This window comes from Vibrio cholerae, from assembly GCF_008369605.1.
In the GTDB taxonomy this organism is placed as follows: Bacteria; Pseudomonadota; Gammaproteobacteria; order Enterobacterales; family Vibrionaceae; genus Vibrio; species Vibrio cholerae.
The window spans coordinates 425,010-446,511 of the sequence record NZ_CP043556.1 but is presented as its reverse complement, the minus strand read 5'-3'; the positions used below and the strand labels follow the sequence as shown (position 1 = coordinate 446,511).

The 21,502-nt window shown below is 47.3% G+C and carries 20 protein-coding genes; 7 read left to right on the top strand and 13 right to left on the bottom strand.

Annotation, left to right across the window (positions count from 1 at the left end):
- Window positions 1-139: 139 nt before the first annotated feature.
- From F0316_RS16125 to F0316_RS16115, 3 genes are all read right to left on the bottom strand, one after another.
- On the bottom strand, window positions 140-901 hold the full coding sequence (locus F0316_RS16125) for a DeoR/GlpR family transcriptional regulator (RefSeq protein WP_000648858.1): 762 nt from the start codon (window positions 899-901) through the stop codon (window positions 140-142).
- 151 nt (window positions 902-1,052) lie between these two features.
- Window positions 1,053-2,018: a diguanylate cyclase gene (locus tag F0316_RS16120; protein ID WP_001891050.1), complete on the bottom strand. Its 966-nt coding sequence runs from the start codon at window positions 2,016-2,018 to the stop codon at window positions 1,053-1,055.
- Window positions 2,019-2,136: 118 nt separating this feature from the next.
- A complete protein-coding gene (locus F0316_RS16115) occupies window positions 2,137-3,036 on the bottom strand; it encodes a DMT family transporter (protein ID WP_000639733.1) in 900 nt (299 codons plus the stop codon).
- 99 nt (window positions 3,037-3,135) lie between these two features.
- On the opposite strand from F0316_RS16115, the gene F0316_RS16110 reads away from it, so the two are divergent.
- The gene (locus tag F0316_RS16110; protein ID WP_000747481.1) at window positions 3,136-3,927 is read left to right on the top strand and encodes an AraC family transcriptional regulator; all 792 of its coding nucleotides are present in this window, start codon (window positions 3,136-3,138) and stop codon (window positions 3,925-3,927) included.
- Here F0316_RS16110 and F0316_RS16105 read toward each other — a convergent pair.
- From F0316_RS16105 to cspE, 3 genes are all read right to left on the bottom strand, one after another.
- Entirely contained in the window at window positions 3,916-4,851 is a 936-nt protein-coding gene (locus tag F0316_RS16105; protein ID WP_162797566.1) for a M14 family metallopeptidase, read from the bottom strand. The two genes, F0316_RS16110 and F0316_RS16105, sit on opposite strands and share 12 nt — an antisense overlap.
- 214 nt (window positions 4,852-5,065) lie before the next feature.
- Entirely contained in the window at window positions 5,066-5,338 is a 273-nt protein-coding gene (locus F0316_RS16100) for a hypothetical protein (protein ID WP_000024171.1), read from the bottom strand.
- Between the two features lie 652 nt (window positions 5,339-5,990).
- Window positions 5,991-6,203, bottom strand: coding sequence for a transcription antiterminator/RNA stability regulator CspE (gene cspE, locus F0316_RS16090; protein WP_000105005.1), 213 nt, complete (start codon window positions 6,201-6,203; stop codon window positions 5,991-5,993).
- A gap of 348 nt (window positions 6,204-6,551) precedes the next feature.
- Between cspE and F0316_RS16085 the strand changes: the two genes are divergently transcribed.
- The 3 genes from F0316_RS16085 (at window position 6,552) to rlmC (ending at window position 10,223) form a co-directional block, all read left to right on the top strand.
- Window positions 6,552-7,934 carry a 3'3'-cGAMP-specific phosphodiesterase gene (locus F0316_RS16085; RefSeq protein WP_142737466.1) on the top strand — a complete coding sequence of 461 codons (1,383 nt, stop codon included), beginning with the start codon at window positions 6,552-6,554 and terminating at the stop codon, window positions 7,932-7,934.
- Window positions 7,935-8,046: 112 nt separating this feature from the next.
- Window positions 8,047-8,982 carry a DUF808 domain-containing protein gene (locus F0316_RS16080; protein ID WP_000896545.1) on the top strand — a complete coding sequence of 312 codons (936 nt, stop codon included), beginning with the start codon at window positions 8,047-8,049 and terminating at the stop codon, window positions 8,980-8,982.
- Window positions 8,983-9,095: 113 nt separating this feature from the next.
- Window positions 9,096-10,223, top strand: coding sequence for a 23S rRNA (uracil(747)-C(5))-methyltransferase RlmC (gene rlmC, locus F0316_RS16075; protein ID WP_114708297.1), 1,128 nt, complete (start codon window positions 9,096-9,098; stop codon window positions 10,221-10,223).
- Between the two features lie 71 nt (window positions 10,224-10,294).
- On the opposite strand, the gene F0316_RS16070 is transcribed toward rlmC, so the two are convergent.
- Together F0316_RS16070 and F0316_RS16065 are read right to left on the bottom strand one after the other, a co-directional pair.
- Window positions 10,295-10,804, bottom strand: a complete 510-nt coding sequence (locus F0316_RS16070; protein WP_101412139.1) for a hypothetical protein — start codon at window positions 10,802-10,804, stop codon at window positions 10,295-10,297.
- The gene (locus tag F0316_RS16065; RefSeq protein ID WP_000188220.1) at window positions 10,801-11,151 is read right to left on the bottom strand and encodes a DUF805 domain-containing protein; all 351 of its coding nucleotides are present in this window, start codon (window positions 11,149-11,151) and stop codon (window positions 10,801-10,803) included. The genes F0316_RS16070 and F0316_RS16065 overlap by 4 nt, the downstream gene beginning before the upstream one ends.
- 164 nt (window positions 11,152-11,315) lie before the next feature.
- Between F0316_RS16065 and F0316_RS16060 the strand changes: the two genes are divergently transcribed.
- Window positions 11,316-12,359, top strand: coding sequence for a helix-turn-helix domain-containing protein (locus tag F0316_RS16060; RefSeq protein WP_149560715.1), 1,044 nt, complete (start codon window positions 11,316-11,318; stop codon window positions 12,357-12,359).
- A gap of 63 nt (window positions 12,360-12,422) precedes the next feature.
- Here the strand turns inward: F0316_RS16060 and pyrC are convergent, their stop codons facing one another.
- Window positions 12,423-13,451, bottom strand: a complete 1,029-nt coding sequence (pyrC, locus tag F0316_RS16055; RefSeq protein ID WP_046121879.1) for a dihydroorotase — start codon at window positions 13,449-13,451, stop codon at window positions 12,423-12,425.
- A 562-nt stretch (window positions 13,452-14,013) separates the two neighbouring features.
- Here pyrC and F0316_RS16050 point away from each other — a divergent pair.
- The gene (locus F0316_RS16050) at window positions 14,014-15,831 is read left to right on the top strand and encodes a hybrid-cluster NAD(P)-dependent oxidoreductase (RefSeq protein ID WP_114733271.1); all 1,818 of its coding nucleotides are present in this window, start codon (window positions 14,014-14,016) and stop codon (window positions 15,829-15,831) included.
- Window positions 15,832-15,893: 62 nt separating this feature from the next.
- Here F0316_RS16050 and mlp37 read toward each other — a convergent pair whose 3' ends face one another.
- Window positions 15,894-17,768, bottom strand: a complete 1,875-nt coding sequence (mlp37, locus tag F0316_RS16045) for a methyl-accepting chemotaxis protein Mlp37 (RefSeq protein WP_000672482.1) — start codon at window positions 17,766-17,768, stop codon at window positions 15,894-15,896.
- Window positions 17,769-17,914: 146 nt separating this feature from the next.
- Window positions 17,915-18,523 carry an AraC family transcriptional regulator gene (locus F0316_RS16040; protein WP_142625901.1) on the bottom strand — a complete coding sequence of 203 codons (609 nt, stop codon included), beginning with the start codon at window positions 18,521-18,523 and terminating at the stop codon, window positions 17,915-17,917.
- A 177-nt stretch (window positions 18,524-18,700) separates the two neighbouring features.
- Between F0316_RS16040 and F0316_RS16035 the strand changes: the two genes are divergently transcribed.
- Window positions 18,701-19,807 (top strand): 1-acyl-sn-glycerol-3-phosphate acyltransferase, encoded by a 1,107-nt coding sequence (locus F0316_RS16035; RefSeq protein ID WP_000204879.1) that lies wholly within the window; start codon window positions 18,701-18,703, stop codon window positions 19,805-19,807.
- A gap of 60 nt (window positions 19,808-19,867) precedes the next feature.
- Here F0316_RS16035 and F0316_RS16030 read toward each other — a convergent pair whose 3' ends face one another.
- Together F0316_RS16030 and F0316_RS16025 are read right to left on the bottom strand one after the other, a co-directional pair.
- Window positions 19,868-20,467, bottom strand: a complete 600-nt coding sequence (locus F0316_RS16030; RefSeq protein WP_000979558.1) for a leucine-rich repeat domain-containing protein — start codon at window positions 20,465-20,467, stop codon at window positions 19,868-19,870.
- A gap of 328 nt (window positions 20,468-20,795) precedes the next feature.
- A complete protein-coding gene (locus tag F0316_RS16025; RefSeq protein ID WP_000070925.1) occupies window positions 20,796-21,098 on the bottom strand; it encodes a YfcZ/YiiS family protein in 303 nt (100 codons plus the stop codon).
- Window positions 21,099-21,502: the final 404 nt, after the last annotated feature.

The window sequence follows — 21,502 nt, the reverse complement described above, 5'->3', positions numbered from 1 at the left end:
GAGCGTTTTGCTCAAATAAGTATAGAGTTAATAACAACAAATTTTTTACACACAGGCAATCATTTGTGCATTTTGTGCATGCAACAAAAAAGGCGCGTTAGCGCCTTTTCTTGGTATTGATGAGCGGTTGTCTAGCGAATTACACCACCTGAATCGTGACTTCATTCTCTTTGGCGAACGCTTCAATCTCTTTCGGTGGCGTTTGGTCAGTAATGATCAAATCGACATCGGCCAATGTGCCGAGTTTGACCATCGCGTTGCGGCCAAATTTACTGTGGTCGACCGCGAGGAAGACACTGCGGCTATTTTCGATAATCGCGCGTTTTACGCGCACTTCATGGTAGTCGAAATCAAGCAGAGAGCCGTCATAATCGATGCCACTGATCCCCAAAATGCCAAAATCCAAACGAAATTGGGAAATAAAATCCAATGTGGCTTCGCCTGTTACGCCGCCGTCTTTATTACGGACTTCTCCCCCCGCCAAAATGATGCTGAAATCAGGCTTACTCATTAGCATAGTGGCGACGTTTAAGTTGTTGGTCACCACACGCAGTTGATGATGATTAACCATTAAAGCGCGAGCGATGGCTTCTGGCGTAGTGCCAATATCAATAAACAGTGTGGCACCGTCAGGAATGTGCTGAACCAAGGCCATGGCGACTTTCTCTTTTTCATTTTGGTAAGAAACTTGCCGCGTGTGATAAGAGGAGTTCTCCGAACTGGTTGCAATCGTTGCGCCGCCATGGTTGCGCCGCAATTTATTGGCTTCGGCCAATTCGTTGAGATCTCGCCGTATGGTTTGTGGGCTAACATCAAATCGCTCAACCAGCTCTTCCGTACTCACAAAACCTTGGGCTTGAACCAATTCAATGATTTCTTGATGGCGCTTTACTGCTTTCACCGGGAATATCCTTATGGTTTAAATTGCTTTCAGTGTACGGAGTCAGTGCCTGATTTCAAATCTTGGTTTGCGTTTTCTTACGTTTTCTTTTCGTTTTTAATCATTTTTCACAAAAACGAAAAGAAATAGGATAAGAGAGGCTAGGTGAAGCTTATTCTGTGGATTGGCGATAGATACAGCAACGGTTACGACCATTACGCTTGGCTTTATACAGCGCTTGATCGGAGCGTCGATAAATATCGGCAATGTCATGATCACCATGATGCAAGCTGGAAACCCCCGCACAGAGGTAGATGTGCTCGTTTTGTTCAAAGAACGGATGCTCTGCAAAACGTTGGCGGATCTGTTCAGCCAAATGAAAAGCCGTCTCTACGTGCGTATTTTCCAAAACGATGATGAACTCTTCACCTCCCACACGACCACAAAAATGATGGTCAGAGATGACGCTCTGAAATAGTTTGGCGAGAAAACACAGGACTTCATCACCTTTATCGTGACCAAATTGGTCATTGATCAGTTTGAAATTATCAATATCGATAGAGATGCAACTTAACGGCTGTCTTAAACGTTTTGCGCGAGCGAAGGCGGCGCGAAAATCGGCCCACAATTTACGCCGATTACACAGCTGAGTTAAAGAATCGGTATTGGCGAGCTGATATAGCTGCTCACGTAGTTCCACGATATCGGTGATATCGGTTGAAACTCCAATCAGCCCAATCACTTCGCCTGTCACTCGGTGCAAGATAGGGTGTTTCACTGCGCGATAAATCCGAACCAAACCATTGGATTTGGCGATGGCTCGTTCTTCATGGATAACCGAGAGACGAGTTTCAAACACCTGTTGATCGGCCGCCAAAATATCACTGAGTTGATCATCATGAAAAAAATCGTGATCGGTCTTGCCAAGCAACGATTGTGCATTCGTTTCAAACAACTTTAGAGTCAGAGGGTTAGCATAGAGATACTCGCCGCGGCGATTTTTGACGAAGACATAGACTCCCAGTTCGTTCAACACGAGTTCGTGCAAGGAGAACTGTTGGTTATCAAAAAGCTCTTCAATTCTATTAAGTTCTATCATAGGCTCACCTCTCACTGCCTGACACAGCCAATTTTTCATCGGTTGCTTCGGGCTTGGGGAACCTAGCCAATCGTTATTTTTAAACGCCTAGCGGCGTGTTTTTTCTTCTCTAAAGATAGCGTGAAGAGAACCATTTTGCGCGTGAAAATACTCGCTTTTATACCTGCGTCACTTTTTCGACGCCGTCATCGTTTCGACGTTGAATTTTCAATTGTGACAGCGCGACACCGCTGATGACTAATAGACCACCAATCAAATGGTAGGGATGAACTTTTTCGCCCAATAAAGTGGCGGCCAAAGAAACAGAAAAAACGGGTAGCAGATTCATAAACATGGCGGTGGAGTCTGCGCCAATCGCATCAATGGCTTTTACCCACATCCAAGGTGCTAATAGGGAAGCAGCAATGCCAGCATAAGCGATCAGAGAGAGTGAACCTTCGGTCGGTAATAGCGTATCGCTGGTGAGCCATAAAGGGATCAGCATGAATACGGCGCATACCCCTTGCAGATAGATTAAAGTCCAGTTGCTAAACGGCATTTTCCAGCGTTTCAAAAGCACGCAGTACAAGGCGTACACCAGTGCTGCCATCACCATTAAGGCATCCCCTTCGGTCACGCTTTGATGGAGGAAAAACAGCGGATTTCCTTCTCCGAGCATGTAGGCAAGCCCGCTCAGCGACAGTACGCCACCCACCACGCTAAGGGCTGAGATGGGTTTGTTAAGTAACGGCAAGCTAATGAAAACACTCATTAAAGGAACAAAAGAAGTGATGAGTGACATATTGGTCGCCGTGGTGGTGAGCCCCGCGTAGTAGCCTAGGGATTGGTTAAGCACCATGCCGAGTAAAGCCAAAAATGCGAGTTTACTCAAGTGGCGTTTCACCGTTGACCATTGGCGGATAGCGCTAGGTAGACAGAAAGGAGTGAGGATCGCCATAGCCAATAGCCAGCGATAAAAGCTCATCGCACTAGGTTCGATGGTCGAGGCCGCGAGTTTATTGACAATCGAGTTGCCACCCCAAATCAGCACAGTAAAAAATGGCAGAAGATAGATCATGTGCGCCTCGTCGCAATTTGTTCCTTGGGTTATAGTGTGGCAGGTCTTTATAATTACAACTATCTCTAAAAAGACATTGCGAGCGATAGGAAGACAAGATTGAAAAAACGCACTCGACACTTGCATCCCTCATTATCTATCGAGCATCCACCTTCGGATGTTTTTATGAATTTTGAAGCGTTTCTGTCCAATACAGAAACTCGTGAGCACAGCCACCCTTGGGGGCAAGTACAGCTCATTTCTGGCGGAATTTTGGAGATGGAAGCGGAAGATACGCGCTTTTTGGCTCCGCCTCATTTGGCGATTTGGGTTCCAGCTGGGATTCGCCATCGAAGCTACAACCGCAAGCCCATCGAATACTGTTCACTGAATATTGCTTCGCAACTGACCACGGCATTTCCTGCTAAAACCAGTTTAATTAAGGTGACATCGATTGTTTCGGCGATCATTGATGACTTTCGAGAGCGAAACATCAATGTGGCGCAGAGCTGTGAAGATAAGCGCTTAGTGCAAGTGTTGCTCGATCAATTGGCGACACGTGAAACTCAGCACCATTTTCTTCCTTCAACCAATCATAAATATTTAGCGCCGATTTTGGCTTTTGTGGAAGAGAACCCCACCGATAACACAACCTTGCAGCAGTGGGCGGAAAAAGTGCATACCACGGAGCGAACACTGGCGCGCCATTGTCAGGCTGAACTGGGGATGAGCTTTACCGAATGGCGGCTGCGGGTGCGCTATCTCTATTCGATGGAATTGTTACGTCAAGGGCATGCGGTGAAAGAGGTGGCGTTAACCTTGGGCTATAACCAAGCCAGCCCGTTTATAACCATGTTCAAAAAGTACTCCGGGTTAACCCCGGAGCAGTATAAAAGCCGATTACTCGCCTAGCAGACTCTGCTCATTGGCAAGCACATAATCAAGTGCACCGATGATGGCAGCGACTTGCGCGTCATTGCAGAGTTGTGCGGTGACTTTAGGGCTATCTGGATAGACTTCGGTGGTTGTGCTGTAAGTACAATCAGTCATGCCGCCGCACAAGCCGAGTTCTCTCATCGGATAGAGGATTACACCCTCAGCGACAACAGGTGAACCAATGATTTCATGGTTTTCATCCGCTGGCGCGATATGCGTGACACGGCGTACCGAATCAATCACCGCTTGTTGGAAAGCCAATTGCGGATTTTCCGTATCACCTACCGTGTAAAAGCCATCGGGGATCGAACCTTCGAGATAGGCTTTACCATCGCGCGCCGCCAAGGCAGGACGAAACTCAGATTCATCTGTATCGGTGGTTTCATGCAGATCAATATGCAACAAAATCGGCCCGTGCTCTGCCACCATCGCCATCAATAGAGCCGTTTCTTCTGCAGGACTATCCTGAACGAAAGAGCGGTTAGGATCGATAGCATTTGGGTTCCAGCGATTGATGGTTTCATAGCCCCAAGGGCTGACACAGGGCGCGGCAAGCAGATTAAAGTGAGCCAAATAAGGCTCTGCGGCTGTCGCTAAAAATTGCAGCGCACCGTGTACACCACTGGTTTCGTAACCATGTACCCCGCCTGTGATCAATACGGTCGGCTTGTTAGCATTCCAGTGGCGGCTTTTCACTACATACAGCGGGTAGCGTGTTGGGTCATAAGAGAGCGCGCCATAAGTACTCACGTCGAATAGGCTGTTCAAGGCCAGAATCTTGGGCACTACTTCTTGTTGATATTCGCGTTGAATATGGCGTTGTTCTCGCCAAGCTTGGCGCTCTGAAGCTTGCCAAGGCTGACCGGGAGTGCCAATCGGGTAGGGGGATGAGGCAGACATCATTTCTCTCGATTTAGATTGAAGATGAAAAAAGAGTAAAGGCTCTCACCTGCAGGCGCAATAGGAATGTCATTCGCTTTGAATGGGGTGGCGATGAATGTGTGTGATTACCATGATTGAAAAATCACGACTGAAAAAGACCTCCAATCGGAGGTCTTTCAACATGAAAATGAGTGGACGACAGAAAACAGCCCTGTCCCACAGTGGGTTTGGTTTAATAATCCAAACGCTGAATATGCGTAATGCCGACTTTTCCTTCCAAGTCTTTAAACATGTGAACCATGGCTGGGTAAGGTTGAGAGCCGGGGTAAACCATCTCGGCATTGCAGAAAAAGGCGTAGTTGCAGCCAGCAACCACTTGTGTTGCTACCGCAACAGGCTTATAGCTTACGCCTACAAAGCCTTCGATGCCGCTTGCAAATGCTGCTTTATCTTCATTGGAGAGCTCATGGAACAGTCCCCAGCCACCTAACATTGTATTCGCCATTTTGATTTTCCTTATGGTTTGCTCGGATTGAGCAATATGAGTGTAGTTGAGTATTTGAAAAATGCAGTTTTTAATGCGACACAACGAGACTCTGAGGTATCAACAGGCTTGAGCTAAGGGGGGGAGATGAGCGTAGCCGGGGAAAGAGTAATAGAATAATGGATCAATAGCGTAGGGAACGATTTTGCCCAATCAGAGTACTTAATCAATATTCAGAGAGAGTGGATGTCTAAATGTTTAATAAAAGGAATACACGGGCAACGCGTTAATGAATATTAAAATGGCCCAATTCGATACCCGAATCAGATAATGTTTTTCCTGATTGCTCTATTTCGCAAAAATCAAAATAAATAGGGTAATGATTAGAGTTTATTCGGGGCAGGATATGGCGCTGTAGAATGTCACTATTTAATTGATGAATTTTAGATGACCAGCGGAGATTATTTTTCAGAAGATGGAAGTGGATTTTTATCATGAATTAAAATTTCTTTTTGGTGAGATTTCTCTCGTAATAATTGATACCAGTGTCGCTGGCGAGATGTTCTGCGAGACATGAATTCCTCGATGTAATACAGATAAATGCTAATGAAGGAGTGGTAAATAATGAGCGGGGAGCAAAGCGTGGCGCTGGGAGCACCACGCAGAATTTGGCTTACAGTGCGACTACGTTAGACGCTTGAGGGCCTTTCTTACCTTGTTCAACGATAAAGCTAACACGTTGACCTTCAGCTAAGGTTTTGAAACCTTCTGACTGAATAGAATTAAAGTGAACAAACACATCGTTGCCACCGTTGTCTTGAGTAAGAAAACCGAAACCTTTAGTTTCGTTGAACCATTTTACAGAACCAGTCATTTTAGTAGACATAGAGACCTCTAGAGATAATTTTTACAATAATTTATTAGGGCTTAAAACAAAAGCTATTATATGGATTATAAAGGATAAGCTATCACAGAGGTTGAACGAAGGGTATCGAAAAAAGACTGAGGTAAAACTTTAACTTAATTTTCATTAATAGCTCATTTGCTTGAGCTGCGAGTGAGTATACACGGAAAAAGAGTTCTGACTAGGATTATTTTCAATCTAAGCCAATTATTTTATTTTCTGGGGAATCTTATGCTGCGCAAAAAGCGCATACTCACCATAAAACTCATGGCAGCTTAGGCCGACTCTGTCTACACTCGATACATAGAAAATGGTAAACGAACCCAAATAATGAGTGTTGCACAAAATACCTTCCCTCTTTCAGAACTAATGATTTCGCTAACGACAGCCCTCGACATGACTGAAGGTCAGCCGCCTGAACACTGCATTCGTTGTTGCTGGATCGGTATGCATATTGGTATGCAGCTCGAGCTGAGTGAGCCTGAACTGCACGACCTGTTTTTTACTCTGCTACTGAAAGATGCGGGTTGCAGCAGCAATGCAGCACGAATTTGTGAGCTGTATGCGACCGATGATCTGACTTTCAAACGACGTTACAAAACGGTAGGCACTAGTCTTTCCAGTGTCATTAACTTTATTGTGAAAAACACAGGATCAGAGCAAAGCTGGACGGAGCGCATTTTAACGACCATAGATATTTTGAAAAATGGTAATGACTATGCTCAAGAGCTGATCCAGACGCGTTGTACCCGTGGTGCGGATGTCGCCCGAGAATTGCGTTTTAGTGAAGCTGTCGCACAAGGCATCCATTCACTGGATGAGCATTGGAATGGTCAAGGGCGACCCGAACAGCGAAAAGGTGAAGCGATTCCGCTTTTCTCACGTATTGCGTTGTTAGCTCAGGTATTTGATGTTTTTCAAATGGAGCACAGCATCGAAGAAGCCCTGCAAGAGATTATGGCACGCAGCGGTGTGTGGTTTGATCCCAAACTGGTTGAGGTTGTTGAGCAGCTTGTTGAAAATCCTCGTTTTTTATCCGGACTGAAAGCCACCGATATCAGTCAGCGGGTTATGAATTTACCTCCCGCTCAAGCTCATTTACCTTTGGATGATGCTTACTTGGAATGCATAGTGACGGCTTTTGGTAAAATTGTGGACGCGAAAAGCCCGTATACCGCTGGTCATAGCGAACGTGTTGCTGTGTATACCGATTTGATTGCAAGGCAATTGGTGATCTCTGATGCGGATCGCATTTGGCTGAGGCGTGCGGCACTGCTGCATGATATTGGTAAGCTTGGTGTCAGCAATGCCATTTTGGATAAACCAGGTAAGTTAGACGAAGCAGAATGGCGAGCGGTTCAAGCTCATGCCGCGTATACGGAGCAAATTCTGTACAAGCTATCTCCTTTTAAAACACTGGCGCGCATGGCCGGCGCGCACCATGAAAAATTAGACGGTACTGGTTATCCTCGGGGTGTCAACGGCGATGAAATCAGTTTGATGACTCGCATAATCACAACGGCCGATATTTTCGATGCCCTCAGTGCTGAGCGTCCCTATCGCGCGGCTATGCCTATTCATAAAGCGCTCGCCATTATGGAGGAGAACCTCCATACCGCGATTGATCCAGAATGTTTTGCCGCTTTGAAAAAGGCATTAAATCTGTTACCCGATGAATATACTCAACTACCACACTCTTCAGATAAGACGTAACAAGGCATAGATCTCGTTTGGCGTGGTTATATTCTCATTGCTGAATTTCCTTCAGCCGTTCGTTAATGTTACATTTTGTCACGCTTCTACCAATCAAATAGAGAGAATTTCCATGGCAGGCGCAAGCTTACTGACCTTGCTTGATGATATTGCGACGGTGCTGGATGACGTGGCATTGATGTCCAAAATGGCCGCTAAAAAGACGGCGGGTGTATTGGGGGATGACTTAGCGCTCAATGCGCAGCAAGTCTCTGGTGTCGCGGCAGAGCGTGAAATTCCGGTAGTATGGGCGGTCGCCAAAGGCTCGTTTCGCAATAAGCTCATTTTGGTTCCAGCAGCACTTATTATTAGCTCGATTGCTCCTTGGTTAATCATGCCTCTACTGCTGCTCGGTGGTCTGTTTCTCTGTTTTGAAGGCGCAGAGAAGATCCTCGAAAAATGGTTGCATCCAGAACCCAAGCAGAATGCTGAACAGCGTGCTGCTGCGATAGTCAATGAAGGTTTAGAAACGGAAAGTTTGGCGACAGAAAGCTTAGCCGAGTATGAAAAGCGTAAAATTGGTGGCGCGATCCGCACCGATTTTATTCTGTCGGCAGAAATCATTGTGATCGCTCTTGGTACCGTGCAGGGGCACTCGATGCTCACACAAATTCTGGTGGTTAGCTTGATTGCGGTCATCATGACGATCGGCGTGTACGGCCTAGTGGCAGGCATAGTGAAGTTGGATGACTTAGGTTTTTACCTGCAACGCCAATCCAAAGGCCAAGGACTCAAAGCCAGTTTGGGCGGCGTGCTAGTGCGTTTTGCTCCCAAATTGATGAAAGGGCTGACGGTCGTTGGAACTGCGGCGATGTTTTTAGTCGGCGGTGGGATTGTGGTACATAACGTGCCTGCGGTGCATCATATTCTTGAACCGATGCTTGATGTCGTCCATGCATGGCCAGTTGTCGGGACTCTGATGCCAACCCTGATGAATGGTGTGATTGGCGTGGTGGCTGGCAGCCTCTTAGTAGCGGTAATGGAAGTGTGGCACAAAGTTCGCAGTTAATTCTCTTTCTGACTTGTTGTCTACAACATGAAGTAGGGTATCCGTAAAATTCTCGTTGTTATTTTCGGGAAGGCAAATAAACTAGCGGCTTTTGTTTTTCGGCGGTCGATATTATGCAGTGTGAGTTCTTTATTCAAAAACGGTGTACCTCTTGCCACCTATGTGCGCAGCCGTATTCCGAGCAGGTTACGAATAAAGATCAGCAGTTGCGTGAGTTGATTGCGCCAGCCACGGATGTGCAGTGGTTACCCCCTGTCACCAGTGCTGACATCGCGTTTCGCAATAAAGCCAAAATGGTGGTACTCGGTGCGGCTCACGCGCCGATTTTAGGCATTGAAGATGCGCAAGGTCAGCCTTTGTCGCTAGTGACTTGTCCGCTTTATCCGCAGCCGATGCAAGAGCTGCTCGCTTATCTGGAAAATTGGATCCGCATCGCGGGTATTCCGCCCTATAACAAGCTGAAGAAAAAAGGTGAGCTGAAGTTTATTCTGCTCACCCAAAGTGAAAACAGCGGCCAATTTATGCTGCGTTTTGTGGCGCGCAGCCATGCGGTGCTTGAGCGAATTGAACGCAATTTGCCGATGTTGACCGCAGCTTTCCCGATGATCGAAGTCATTTCGGTCAATATCCAGCCGGTGCATATGGCGCGTCTAGAAGGCGAAGAGGAAATTTTCCTCACCAAAACGCAAAGCCTGCTCGAACAGTTCAACGATGTGCCTATGGTGATCCGTCCGAAAAGCTTTTTCCAAACCAACCCCAAAGTGGCTGAGCAGCTATACGCGACCGCACGTGCTTGGGTACGCGAGATTGCGCCAACACAAATGTGGGATCTGTTTTGTGGCGTTGGTGGCTTTGCGCTGCATTGCGCCGCGCCAAACACTGCTGTGACGGGCATTGAAATTGAACCAGAAGCGATTGCCAGTGCGCAACGTTCGGCGCAAATGATGGGGATTGATAATCTCAGCTTTGCAGCGCTCGATTCGGCCAAGTTTTCACAAAGCCAGATGAGTGCACCAGAGTTAGTGTTGGTCAACCCTCCGCGTCGTGGGTTGGGCAGTGAGCTGACCGCGCAGTTGGAAGTGCTCGCGCCAAAACACATTCTTTATTCCAGCTGTAACCCGCAAACTATGGCCAAAGACATCGCTGAGCTCGCTAGCTACCAAATGATTCGCGTGCAGTGGTTTGATATGTTCCCCCATACGGATCACGCTGAAGTGCTGACCTTGTTGGTCAGAAAATAGGCACTGAATAACGGATTGAAGAATAAGGGGCATTTTGCCCCTTATTGCATTCTTATAGGATTAAGAGCGACTTAGCTGTGATTGGCCACTTCAGCGCTGCAGATCACCCGTGGCTCTGCATCAAGCAGCCAAGAAATCCAACGCCTACGGGAATTGAGGATGAAGCCTTCATCGGCAGCAATGCCACTCACAATGTAGCCATCCACCTTTTTACGCTCTTCTTTTGTGCCAAATACCCAATCATCGCTGTGAATTCTTTGCCCTTCGAGTATCGCTTCACTTAAACGCGGATTAGTAATCGCAATCATCAAACCTTGAGTAGAGTGAATACCAATATCGGCTTGTGAAAAGCTGCCAATCGCGACTGGCACTTCTATTGAACATTCTTGTCCTTGGGCATTTTTGGCTTGATATTTTCCTTCTCCCACTCGCCCTTTTAACCAAAGAAGCTGCCCTTGGGTCATTTTCGTGATGGTTAGTAGGCCAATGGTTTGATCGGGTAAGTGGTCATTGAGTTTAAGAGGATCCGCCGAAGCAAGATTCGTCATTGAAATCAGCAGTAAAACCAATAGAGTTCTCATGATAAAAGTGCCTTATCGGTGAAGTGGGAGGAAGAGGGCTGAACCAGTAAGTAAATTAGCCAGAAAGGGCCAATCACGGGGATCACAAATACCCATGCCCACCATCCGGAGCGTTGGGTATCATGCAAACGCCGAACTAAGAGGGCGAGCATCGGGATAAAGCTGATGAGGCTGTAAAACAGATCTAACCAGCCTGGGTTGTTTGTGGCGATCTCAATACTGACCACCACCAATGTGATCAGTAGATGAGCGAGCATGAACCACCAAAAATCGTCCCTGGTTGTTTGCCCTGAAAAATCAAAGTATTGTTTCCACGCCTGTAAATAGGCGGTCAGTAAAGGTGTCATGTGCGTTTCTCATGTTGGGAATTGGCACTGGAAATGGTGGGGCAATCTGTGGCGAAAAACGTCCTAAAACGGGTTTGAGGACGTACTTGAACGGGTATTAGTCTAAGCTTTGGCGTAATCAGACCGTTCAATGCGGTCTCTCGTTTACTTTTTCAGGGAAAGATATGTTGATGATTCCAGTGCCCTTCGTGGTTTCGCTGATGCTGCTGTTATTGGCGGTGACGCTCTACTTGCGATTGGCTGAGCAGGCGAAAAGTGCTTGTTTGTTTTTAGTGTTGTGTGCGGCAACCACGGCTGTGGTTGGATTACGTTGGACGGTCGATTGGTCTGCACTGCGCATGGCACAACCTATTTTAGCTTCCCTAATTCCTGTTGCTGCGTGGTGTACCTTTACTCGTACCCATGAAAAGGGCCTCTCGCGTTGTTATAAGCACTTATCTGGCCCAATTCTGGTGTTGGTGAGCTTGTTGGCTCAGCCATTTTGGTCGCTACCTCTCGATGAAATTCTGACCGCGATCTATCTGTTTTACGGGATTGCGTTGGTGCGTTATTCCTCACAAGATGCGTTACGCATCTATGTGGCTTTTAACCATTGGGAAAACGTCAAACGGGCTGAAAATATCGCCGGTTGGATGCTGCTGTTTTCTGCATTGATCGATAGCGCGATGTCTCTCGATTTCATCTACAACCAAGGACGTTTTTCGCTGTACATTTTGACTGTCGGGCATGTGGTACTGATCCCTGTTTTGGCCTTCGCCGTGATTGTGGTTGGGGTGAGCACATCCAGCAGTGATGAAGTCGCTAATTCGGAACTGACGACCTCGCATGAAGAGAAAGAAGCGTTAACCGATGAGAGGATGCCAGAAGCAAGGGCACAAGAGATAGTGGCCTTGTTTGACCGACAAATGAGGGAAAAAACGCACTACTTAGATCCTGAACTGACCTTATCTAAGCTGTCGCGCAAACTCGGCATTCCCGCGAAACAGATTTCGGCGGCGGTTAACCAAATCCATCAGAAGAATATTTCCAAGTTGATTAATGAATACCGACTTGATCATGCGTTGCAGGCGCTCACCAAGAGTGAAGATTCCATCACTCAGATTTTTATGAACTCGGGTTTTCAGACCAAATCGAATTTCAACCGCGAATTTTCACGAGTAACAGGGATGACGCCGAGCGATTATCGGAAACAGCATCGGCAGATCTAAAATCGCAGAATAGGGAATGAAAAAGGAGAGGCGAACCTCTCCTTTCGTACATCTGAACTGAGTTTACTTCACTGTCCACTCGATGTTTTCACCAGCACGGATTGGCACCACGATATCGCTGCCAAACGGCATGCTTTCCGCGACTGGCCAGGCTTGCTTGGTGAGCGTGACGGTCTCTTTATTGCGAGGTAGGCCGTAGAAATCAGGGCCATTAAAGCTAGCGAACGCTTCCAGATTTTCTAGCTTACCTTCTTTTTCAAACACTTCGGCATACAACTCAAGAGCTGCATGGGCTGTGTAAGAACCTGCGCAGCCACAAGCGGCTTCTTTGCGGCCTTTGGCGTGCGGGGCAGAGTCCGTACCTAGGAAGAATTTCTTGCTGCCAGAGGTTGCCGCTGCCACTAACGCGTGTTGGTGAGTCGCACGCTTTAGGATTGGCAAACAGTAGAAATGTGGGCGAATACCGCCAACCAGCATGTGGTTACGGTTAAACAGCAAATGGTGCGCAGTAATAGTTGCGGCAACGTTTTCATTGGCTTGGCGAACAAAGTTCACTGCTTCTGCGGTGGTGATGTGTTCCAGCACGATCTTGAGTTGCGGGAAATCGGCCACGATCGGCGCTAATACAGTGTCGAGAAACACTTTTTCGCGGTCAAAAATATCGATCTCATGCGTGGTCACTTCACCATGCACCAGAAGTAGCATACCGACTTCCTGCATCGCCTGTAGTACGGGATAAATCTTTTTCGCTGACGTGACACCAGAATCCGAGTTGGTGGTCGCACCGGCTGGATAAAGCTTAGCTGCAACGACTTTACCTGACGCTTTGGCTTTGCGAATTTCCTCAGGTGAAGTGTTATCGGTGAGGTAAAGTGCCATCAAAGGTTCAAAGTGCGGCTGTGGCTGAGCAGCCATAATGCGCTCACGATAGGCTAAGGCCATCTCAGTGGTGGTTACAGGGGGAACCGTGTTAGGCATGATCAGCGCGCGGCCGTTATAACGGCTGATGTCGCGTACAGTATCGGCCAGTACATCGCCATCGCGAAGGTGAACGTGCCAGTCGTCTGGGCGTGTAATCGTCAGTGTTGTCATTGAGTGCTCCCACCATGAATGCATGAAATGATTGGAGCCTAAAGCGTCGCGCAAACGCTTCCGCTTAGGCGACAGGATGATAGTGGAAAGTGTAATCCATTTCACGTGTTATTTGTCTTGGTCTATTTTGCCCTTGGTATACCCTTCCTACTTGAAGCTGCAGGGGTGTTGGCTACGTTCGTTTACCCCAATCACATAGTCTGTCTATGCTCATGGGGATTATGAGAGCCATCCTTGGCTCTCACCAAAGGCCAGCCGATGGCTGTGCAAATTTGTTCCAGACAAATTTGTCACTCACTTGCCGCCTACCTGCAACTCCAAGTGGTTTGGGTATATCTGAATAGAAACCAGAACCCTGATTTGTAACAACGTGTTAGTCTGAAGTGACAATTTGTTCTATGATGTTGCGCAAATAACTCCGTCGTACTCGAAGCTGCAACAGTTTTGGCTAGATTCTTCCATCCCAATCATAGCGTTTGTCTATGCTCACGAGGATGCGCTCTGTGGCCGCTTAGCGGCAAATCCAAGAAATGTAGGTATGACAACAACCAAAGGAAGCACCATGTCGTCTGGACTCTTATCTCAAATCAATGTCTTTCCAGTGAAATCGTTAGGTGGGCTGGCGCTGTCGTCCGCTTGGGTAGAAAAGCAAGGCTTAACCTTTGATCGTCGTTTTATGCTGGCACTGTCTGACGGAAGTATGGTGACGGCGCGTAAATTTCCGCAAATGGTGCTGATCAAAACCGCGCTGCGCCATGATGGTGTGCTGTTTTCTACACAAGGTCATCCCTCGCTTACCATCCGTTATGCAGATTTCAAGTTGCAACCGGTACCCGCGCAAGTTTGGGCGGATAATTTCACCGCGTACACCACCACCGATGAAGCAGACGATTGGTTTAGTACGGTATTGGGGATTCGTGTTGAGCTCTTATACAGCGGCGAGCAATCCAATCGTGTACGTGAAAAAGTGGGTCACAATGTCAGCTTTGCCGATGGTTATCCGCTGTTGGTGATAAGCCAAGCGTCGTTGGATGAACTCAATCGCCGCAGCCCTGAGTTTCATTCAATGGATCAATTTCGTACCAATTTAGTCGTTTCTGGGACAGAGCCCTTTGCCGAAGACAGTTGGAAGCGTATCCGTATCGGTGAGGTGGAGTTTGAAGCCGTCAAACCTTGTGAGCGCTGTATTTTAACCACGGTTGAAGTGAAGAAAGGGACATTTAGGCCAACCAAAGAGCCGCTGCGTACTCTCTCACAATTTCGTGCTAATGAGCGCGGTGGCGTGTTTTTCGGGCAAAACTTGATTGCCAAGAATGAGGGAATGATTCGAGCGGGCGATCCGATTGAAGTGTTGGAATATAAAGAGAAAGAAGTTTACCCAGACCAAGGTATCAGCCACTTCACACTGACTTGTGTTGAGCGCGAAGAGATCGCCCGTGATTTTGTGACCTTCTGGCTAGAGCCTACCCAAGAAATCGCTACCCAGTATTTTCCGGGGCAATATCTGCCAATTGAAATGGTGATTGAGGGTGAGCCTGTGCAGCGTTACTACACGCTTTCGTCGAGCCCATCGCGTCCGGGACGTTTAGCGATTTCGGTCAAGCGCATTGATGGCGGGCGAGTTTCTAATTGGTTGCAAGAGAATTTGCAGATTGGCACGACCTTGACCGCGCAGCATCCTACTGGGCATTTCCATCTGGATACCACCGCGCCACAGCCTTTGCTGCTGCTTTCGGCAGGCAGTGGTGTCACCCCTATGCTGTCTATGTTGCGTTATCTGGCGGACCATAACCAACTCGATGATGTAGTGTTTTATCATCAATGCCGCAGTGAGCAAGACATCCCTTGCCAAGCGGAGTTGGATGCCTTGGCAAAACAACATGCTGGGCTGACGCTCATCTATGCGTTAACCCAACCTTCGCCGCAGTGGCAAGGGGAGCAAGGTCGCTTATCTCTCTCGCACATTAAACGCATTCCCAACCTTGTTTCCCGCCAAGTGTTTGTGTGTGGTCCAGACGGTTTTATGCAAAAAGCCAAGAATTTACTGCTCAAACAAGGGGTAGCGGAATCGGCTTATCATCAGGAAGCTTTCGGTGCGGTGCACGTAGCGCCGCGAGAGAAAAAGGCTGTGACACTCAGTTTCAATGGTATTCAAGTCTCTGCGGATAATCAGAAAACCTTGCTGGAGCATGCCGAAGACGCTGGTGTGAGAATACCCAATAGCTGCCGTGCGGGCATTTGTGGAGCGTGTAAAGTGAAAGTAAAGTCAGGTTTAGTGGAGCAGCCTAAAGTTCCTGCTTTGATGGATCATGAACGCTCGATGGGCATGGCTTTGGCTTGCTGCTCGGTCGCCGACACGGATCTGGATGTCGAGTTTTAGCCGTTCAGATTTGAAGTGATAAAAAAACCTCCCGTTGGGAGGTTTTTGCATTTTGGTTAAGGTTACACTTTGAATTTATTCAAGATTGCATCCTGCTCGCGGATATTTTCCGTTTGGATCTGCATCGACATGTTCGCTTCATCAGCAGATTCAGCAACTTGATCCGACAGGTCTTTGATCTTGACAGTGTTGTTGTTGATCTCTTCTGCAACTAAGCTTTGTTCTTCCGCAGCGGAGGCGATTTGAATGTTCATATCGCTGATCTGCTGAATCGCAAGGCGGATTTTTTCTAACGCTTCATTCGCGCCTTGCGCTTGGTTGACCGCACTGGCCGCCGTATCTTTACTGTGGCTCATGGCAACCGCAACCGCATTGGCTCCAGATTGCAGCTTCTCAATCATGTTGCGAATTTCTGTCGTGGACTGTTGAGTACGCTGTGCCAGAGTACGAACTTCATCGGCGACCACCGCAAAGCCGCGGCCAGATTCACCGGCTCGCGCCGCTTCAATCGCTGCGTTAAGTGCGAGCAGGTTGGTTTGATCTGCAATGTCGTTAATCACTTTCAGCACGGTTTCAATGTTTGCGGTCGCGCTTTCCAGCACTTTCACATCGTCTACCGCGGCATCAATAGTGGCAGAAAGGGTATCAATGGCTTTCGTGGTTTTGGTAACCACATCCGTACCTGCGGCGGCGGCATCGTCAGCCACTTTTGCAGCCGAAGCGGCACCTTGCGCATTATTGGCGACATCTGAAGACGTCGTCGCCATTTCATGCATGGCGGTCGCCAACTGTTCCAACTCATGAAGCTGAGAACGCATGGCTTCTGCCGACTGTTGTAGCGTCATCGATGTCGATTCTGAACCGCGTAAGATCTCGGCACCAATCGCTTTGGATTGGATCAACTGCTTCTGTAGCGTTTCAGTAAAGGTATTAAAACCAATCGCCAGTTTGGCAAACTCTTCATCAGTATTGGTGCTCAAACGCTGAGTTAAGTCACCTTCACCAGAAGCCACGTTTTGAATCGCGTCGTTAAGAGTATCGAGAGGTTTCATTAGGACACGAACGATAAACAGTAGAACAAACACGCTGATCACTAAGGCGATCACAGTGAAAATGAGCGTACTTCTTCGTAATTCATCTAGCGCGGCGTAAGCAATTTCTTCATCAATCACCACACCGACATACCAATCTTCGCCTTCTACATCGGAGAAGCTGACAGCATAGGGTTTGCCATTGATGATGACTTGATGGGTATCAACATTGATTTTGCTTTCACCCAAAAATTCTGACATGGGTTTGCCATTGAACTCTTTTTTCGGGTGGGCGATGGTGGTGCCATCTTCGGACACAATAAAGACATAACCCGCATCAAACAGTTTTACCTCGTTAACCAGTTCAGCGAGTTCAGCCAAGCTGACATCGTAAAAGATGGAACCGAGGAATTGCCCAGTTGCGCTGTCTTTGACTGGCGTTGCGACGGAAACCAGAATTTCGCCGCTGGCGGAATCGGCGTAAGGTGCGGTAATCACCAACTTACCGGCATTTTTGGCGTCTTTATACCAAGGACGAACACGTGGGTCCCAAGTCGGGCCCGGGTTCCAACTCGGGTCGTTATTGATATTTGAACCGTCTTTCTCTAAACCAAATCCTACTAAAAGGAAGGTGTTTTTGATCAAGGGTTGCGAGATGATCGTGCGCACATTATCGGGTTCAGGATTGCTCTCAATCAAGCTAGTGGCGTATTGCGCGATACTTTTTCTGCCATTGATGACTTCGGCGGTCGTTTTACTTACACCATCGACAATCTCATCAACACTGTCAGAAACCATGCTGCGGATTTCATCTCGGACTTTGAAGTATTGGCTACCCGAAAGCAGCGCAACAGTAGCAAGCAGAAGTACAGACGACGCAGCAACAATTTTATGGCTGAATTTCATCGTGATTCCTTTCCATAACGATAGGGTTATTATTATTAATAAATTTATAGTTATGTTTTGGCACTTCAGCCAGTTAGAGATCACACTTTTATTCGGAGGTTGTGATAATAATTTGATTTATATTGAAATTTTGTGCAACTGCGTGCTTATAGTGTTCGTCCTAAAACTAACGTACAAAGCTGGTGATAATGCTCGGCATTGCCGGAAAACAGTTCCTCGATAATGCTGTGTGTCTGAGCGCCGGATTGGGAGCGTTTGAGCGCTTCACGCACCAGCAGCACCACATGCTGTTCTTTGCTGACACTCGCATGCGCTTGCGGTTGCCATTCCGTGATGGCTTGAGTGAGTGGTGACATCTTCAGTTTTGGGTCACAAGTGGTCAGCTCAAGCATGAGTAATTGGGTGAGATGAGTAAACGTAGGGTGGTGGCGTTCACTGTTTTGTAATCGGTGCAATACGGCCAGCGCAAGCTCAGAACTTTTGATAAATCCTGCATTGTGCGGTAAGCGCACGTTTAAACGCAGTGAAAAATCGACCCGAGTGATGTGTGTGTCCGGAAAAAATGTGAGGCCACACAAGCAGTCGAAAGGAATCCAAAGCGTTTGACCTTTTTCCACGGCATACTCATGCTTTCCGAGTCGAAAGAGTAACAAACCTTGCTCAACGCGGATCAGGCTGTGTTTTAGCGCACGTTTCCGAGCCGATACCTCAAGGTAAGGATAGTGGCGCGTTTCAGACTGAATAGCGTAGTTCATAAGATGCCTCGGGAATTTTAAGGGCGCTAAGATTAACGCTTATCGCAGAAAAAGCCAATTCCCGTGATTGGGGTAAATAAAGGGATACATAATTCTGGTCTGACCTTAGACATCCTTGCTGATAGCAGGGCTAACTATGCGTAGAATAGGCCCGTTTTTTATCTGATGTACAAACCTATGACTTCAACAACTGATCCTTATATTGATATTCGTCCTTACAATGATGACGAGATCCCCGCGGCGCTCTCTCGTCTCATCAACGACCAAGAGTTTATTTCAGCGATTTTGAAACATCGCTTCAAACACCATTCTGCTTGGTTGCGTGCTTTGATGGCACCGCTGGTTAAGTTTTACCTAAAGCGTAAATGGGCGAAGTTGGACAGCGTCGAAGCGATCCAACTTGAGGTAAAAAAATACCTAGACCAAACTTTAGAGCAGACCACGAAAGGGGTGAGCTATAGTGGCTTGGATAAGTTGGATAAAGAACAGGCCTACTTATTTATTTGTAACCACCGTGATATCGCGATGGATCCAGCCTTAGTCAACTACGGACTGCATATGGCAGGTCATCGTACCGTACGGATTGCGATTGGCGATAACCTCTTGAAAAAGCCTTGTGCGACCGAGCTGATGCGTTTGAACAAAAGCTTTATTGTGAAACGCTCGGCAAAAGCTCCAAGAGAAATGATGAAAGCTCTCGGTACGCTGTCGGCTTACATCAAACATTCGCTGGAGACAGGCCACTCCATTTGGATCGCTCAAAAAGAGGGGCGTGCCAAAGATGGTAATGACCAAACCGATCCGGCTATCTTAAAAATGTTCCATGTTGAAGGACGTCGTCAAAAAATGGAATTTGCCGATTATGTTCGTTCACTCAATCTGGTTCCGGTTTCGATTTCCTATGAGAACGATCCTTGTGACATCGCAAAAGCGCGCGAGCTGTATGAGAAAGCGACACAAGGCAGTTATGAAAAAGGTGAATTTGAAGATATCGAAAGCATCATCCAAGGCATTGTGGGTGATAAAGGCCGTGTGCATGTCGCGTTTGGTGATGTCATTACCCAGCCATTTGAGACACCAGAAGCTCTGGCGCAAGAGATTGACCGACAGATCCACCAGAACTATGTGCTGTTCCCAATCAATCGCTTAGCGGCTGGCCAAGACGATAAAGACATTACGCCAGAAGTGCGCGCAGTGTTACAGGCAAAATTGGCGCAGTTGCCTGAGCCAGCTCATCGCTATTTGTTGGATGCTTACGCCAATCCCGTACGTAATCACATCTAATGAATTCCCCCGCTTAAGCAAAAGAGGAGCTCAATCGGCTCCTCTTTTGCTTTTTCTATTTTAGCGAGCGACAGCACCGCCGAGTGTGAGTTTGCTTGGCCATTTACTGATTTGGTTACCCCCTAAGTAAATATTGCCCTTAACCGTCATGGTGTCTGGGAAGCGAGTGATTTGTGAGCCGCCAATGAAGAGATGTCCTTCAATCACTATGCCTTCTGGCAAGTCAGTGAGCGGTGTGCGGATCACACTGAGATCCCCTTTTACCGTCATTCGTGCTGGTAGGGTGGTTAATGGCGTGTCAGTAAAGTTGAGATAACCGCCTACCTTTACACCGGATGGCCACGATTGAATTTTGGTTCCGAGTAAGTTGGCGTAGCCTTTGATGCTCGTGCCCCGTGGTACTTTTTCCAGCGAGCTGTTTGAGGCATCCAAGCTGCCCTCTATGATGGTGCCTTTCGGTAGCGATTTGATCGCAGTTTTAGCGATATTCAAATTCCCTTTGATCGTGAAGTTTTCCGGCAAGGAAGTGTAGGGCTTGCCGCGCAGATCAAGGTTACCGTAATTGTCGAGATGGTTGAGTACCATGTAGAGATCCAAAGCCATCGCATGTGTGCAACCCGCGATAAGCGACAATGAAAGGGCAATAACACGAAGCATCATGGCGAAGCGTTTATCCTGTGTGGCGAGTTTTGTCAGTATAAAGGGTATCGGCGGCAGTGGAGTAGGCTTTATGGCTTTTCCTATTTATTCCCTTCCTACTTGAAGCTGCAGCGGCGTTGGCTACGTTCGTTCACCCCAATCACATAGTTTATCTATGCTCATGGGGATTCACTCTCTTGCCGCCTACCTGCAACTCCAAGTAGTTTGGGTATATCCCCTTCCTACTTGAAGCTGCAGCGTCAAGTCGTTGGGGATATTGGATTGGCGTCGACGAGGGAGTGAGAAAAGAAAAGCGGGCTTGAGCCCGCTCGATGTGATGAGGTGACGATTAGCGTGCAAGCGCCCGTGTTTTCAGTTCGAAAATCAGTTTTTCAGCACTCACTTCAAATTTAAAACGAGCGTGCAGTTCTGTCGCGTTATCTGCAACGGGAGCCACTTCATACTCAACATTCGCACAAACTTGCTTGGCTAAGCTAATGTATTCCGCCAGCTTGCCTTCTAAATGCGCTTTATCCGAACCAAACAGAGAAACTTCTGCGACATCATCACCTTCGCGAATAATAAAACCGATTTCGCCAGCGCAGCCACACGCTTCACATACTTCATTTTCTACACAAGTTTGGTTACTCATATCCTAATCCTCTTACGACTTAATTTACTTACTCATAATGGGGCCATTTTAGTCCTCTCTTTAGGCTTATGCCACAAAAATGGTCTGCTACTTAGGATATAAAATGAAGAAGGAAATACAGGGAAATAAAAGTACAAAGCGCGATCATCTGGTGGGAGAGAGTAGGGACTTCTGTGATCTTCTCCGGTAATTTGGCGTTCCAAGTGTCGGAAAATTGTCAGAATTTCGACCAGTTCATTGTCACACTCAATAGATTGTTGGATTATTTGCTTACCAAAATATGATTTATTGCGGTTACCTAGCCAACAGCGGTTTATACAAGTGACCTTGTTCAAAAAAGTAACAAAGGTTTATGCAAATGTAAGAACTCACCGTTTGGCTGTCTAGTATTGAATAGGTGAGTC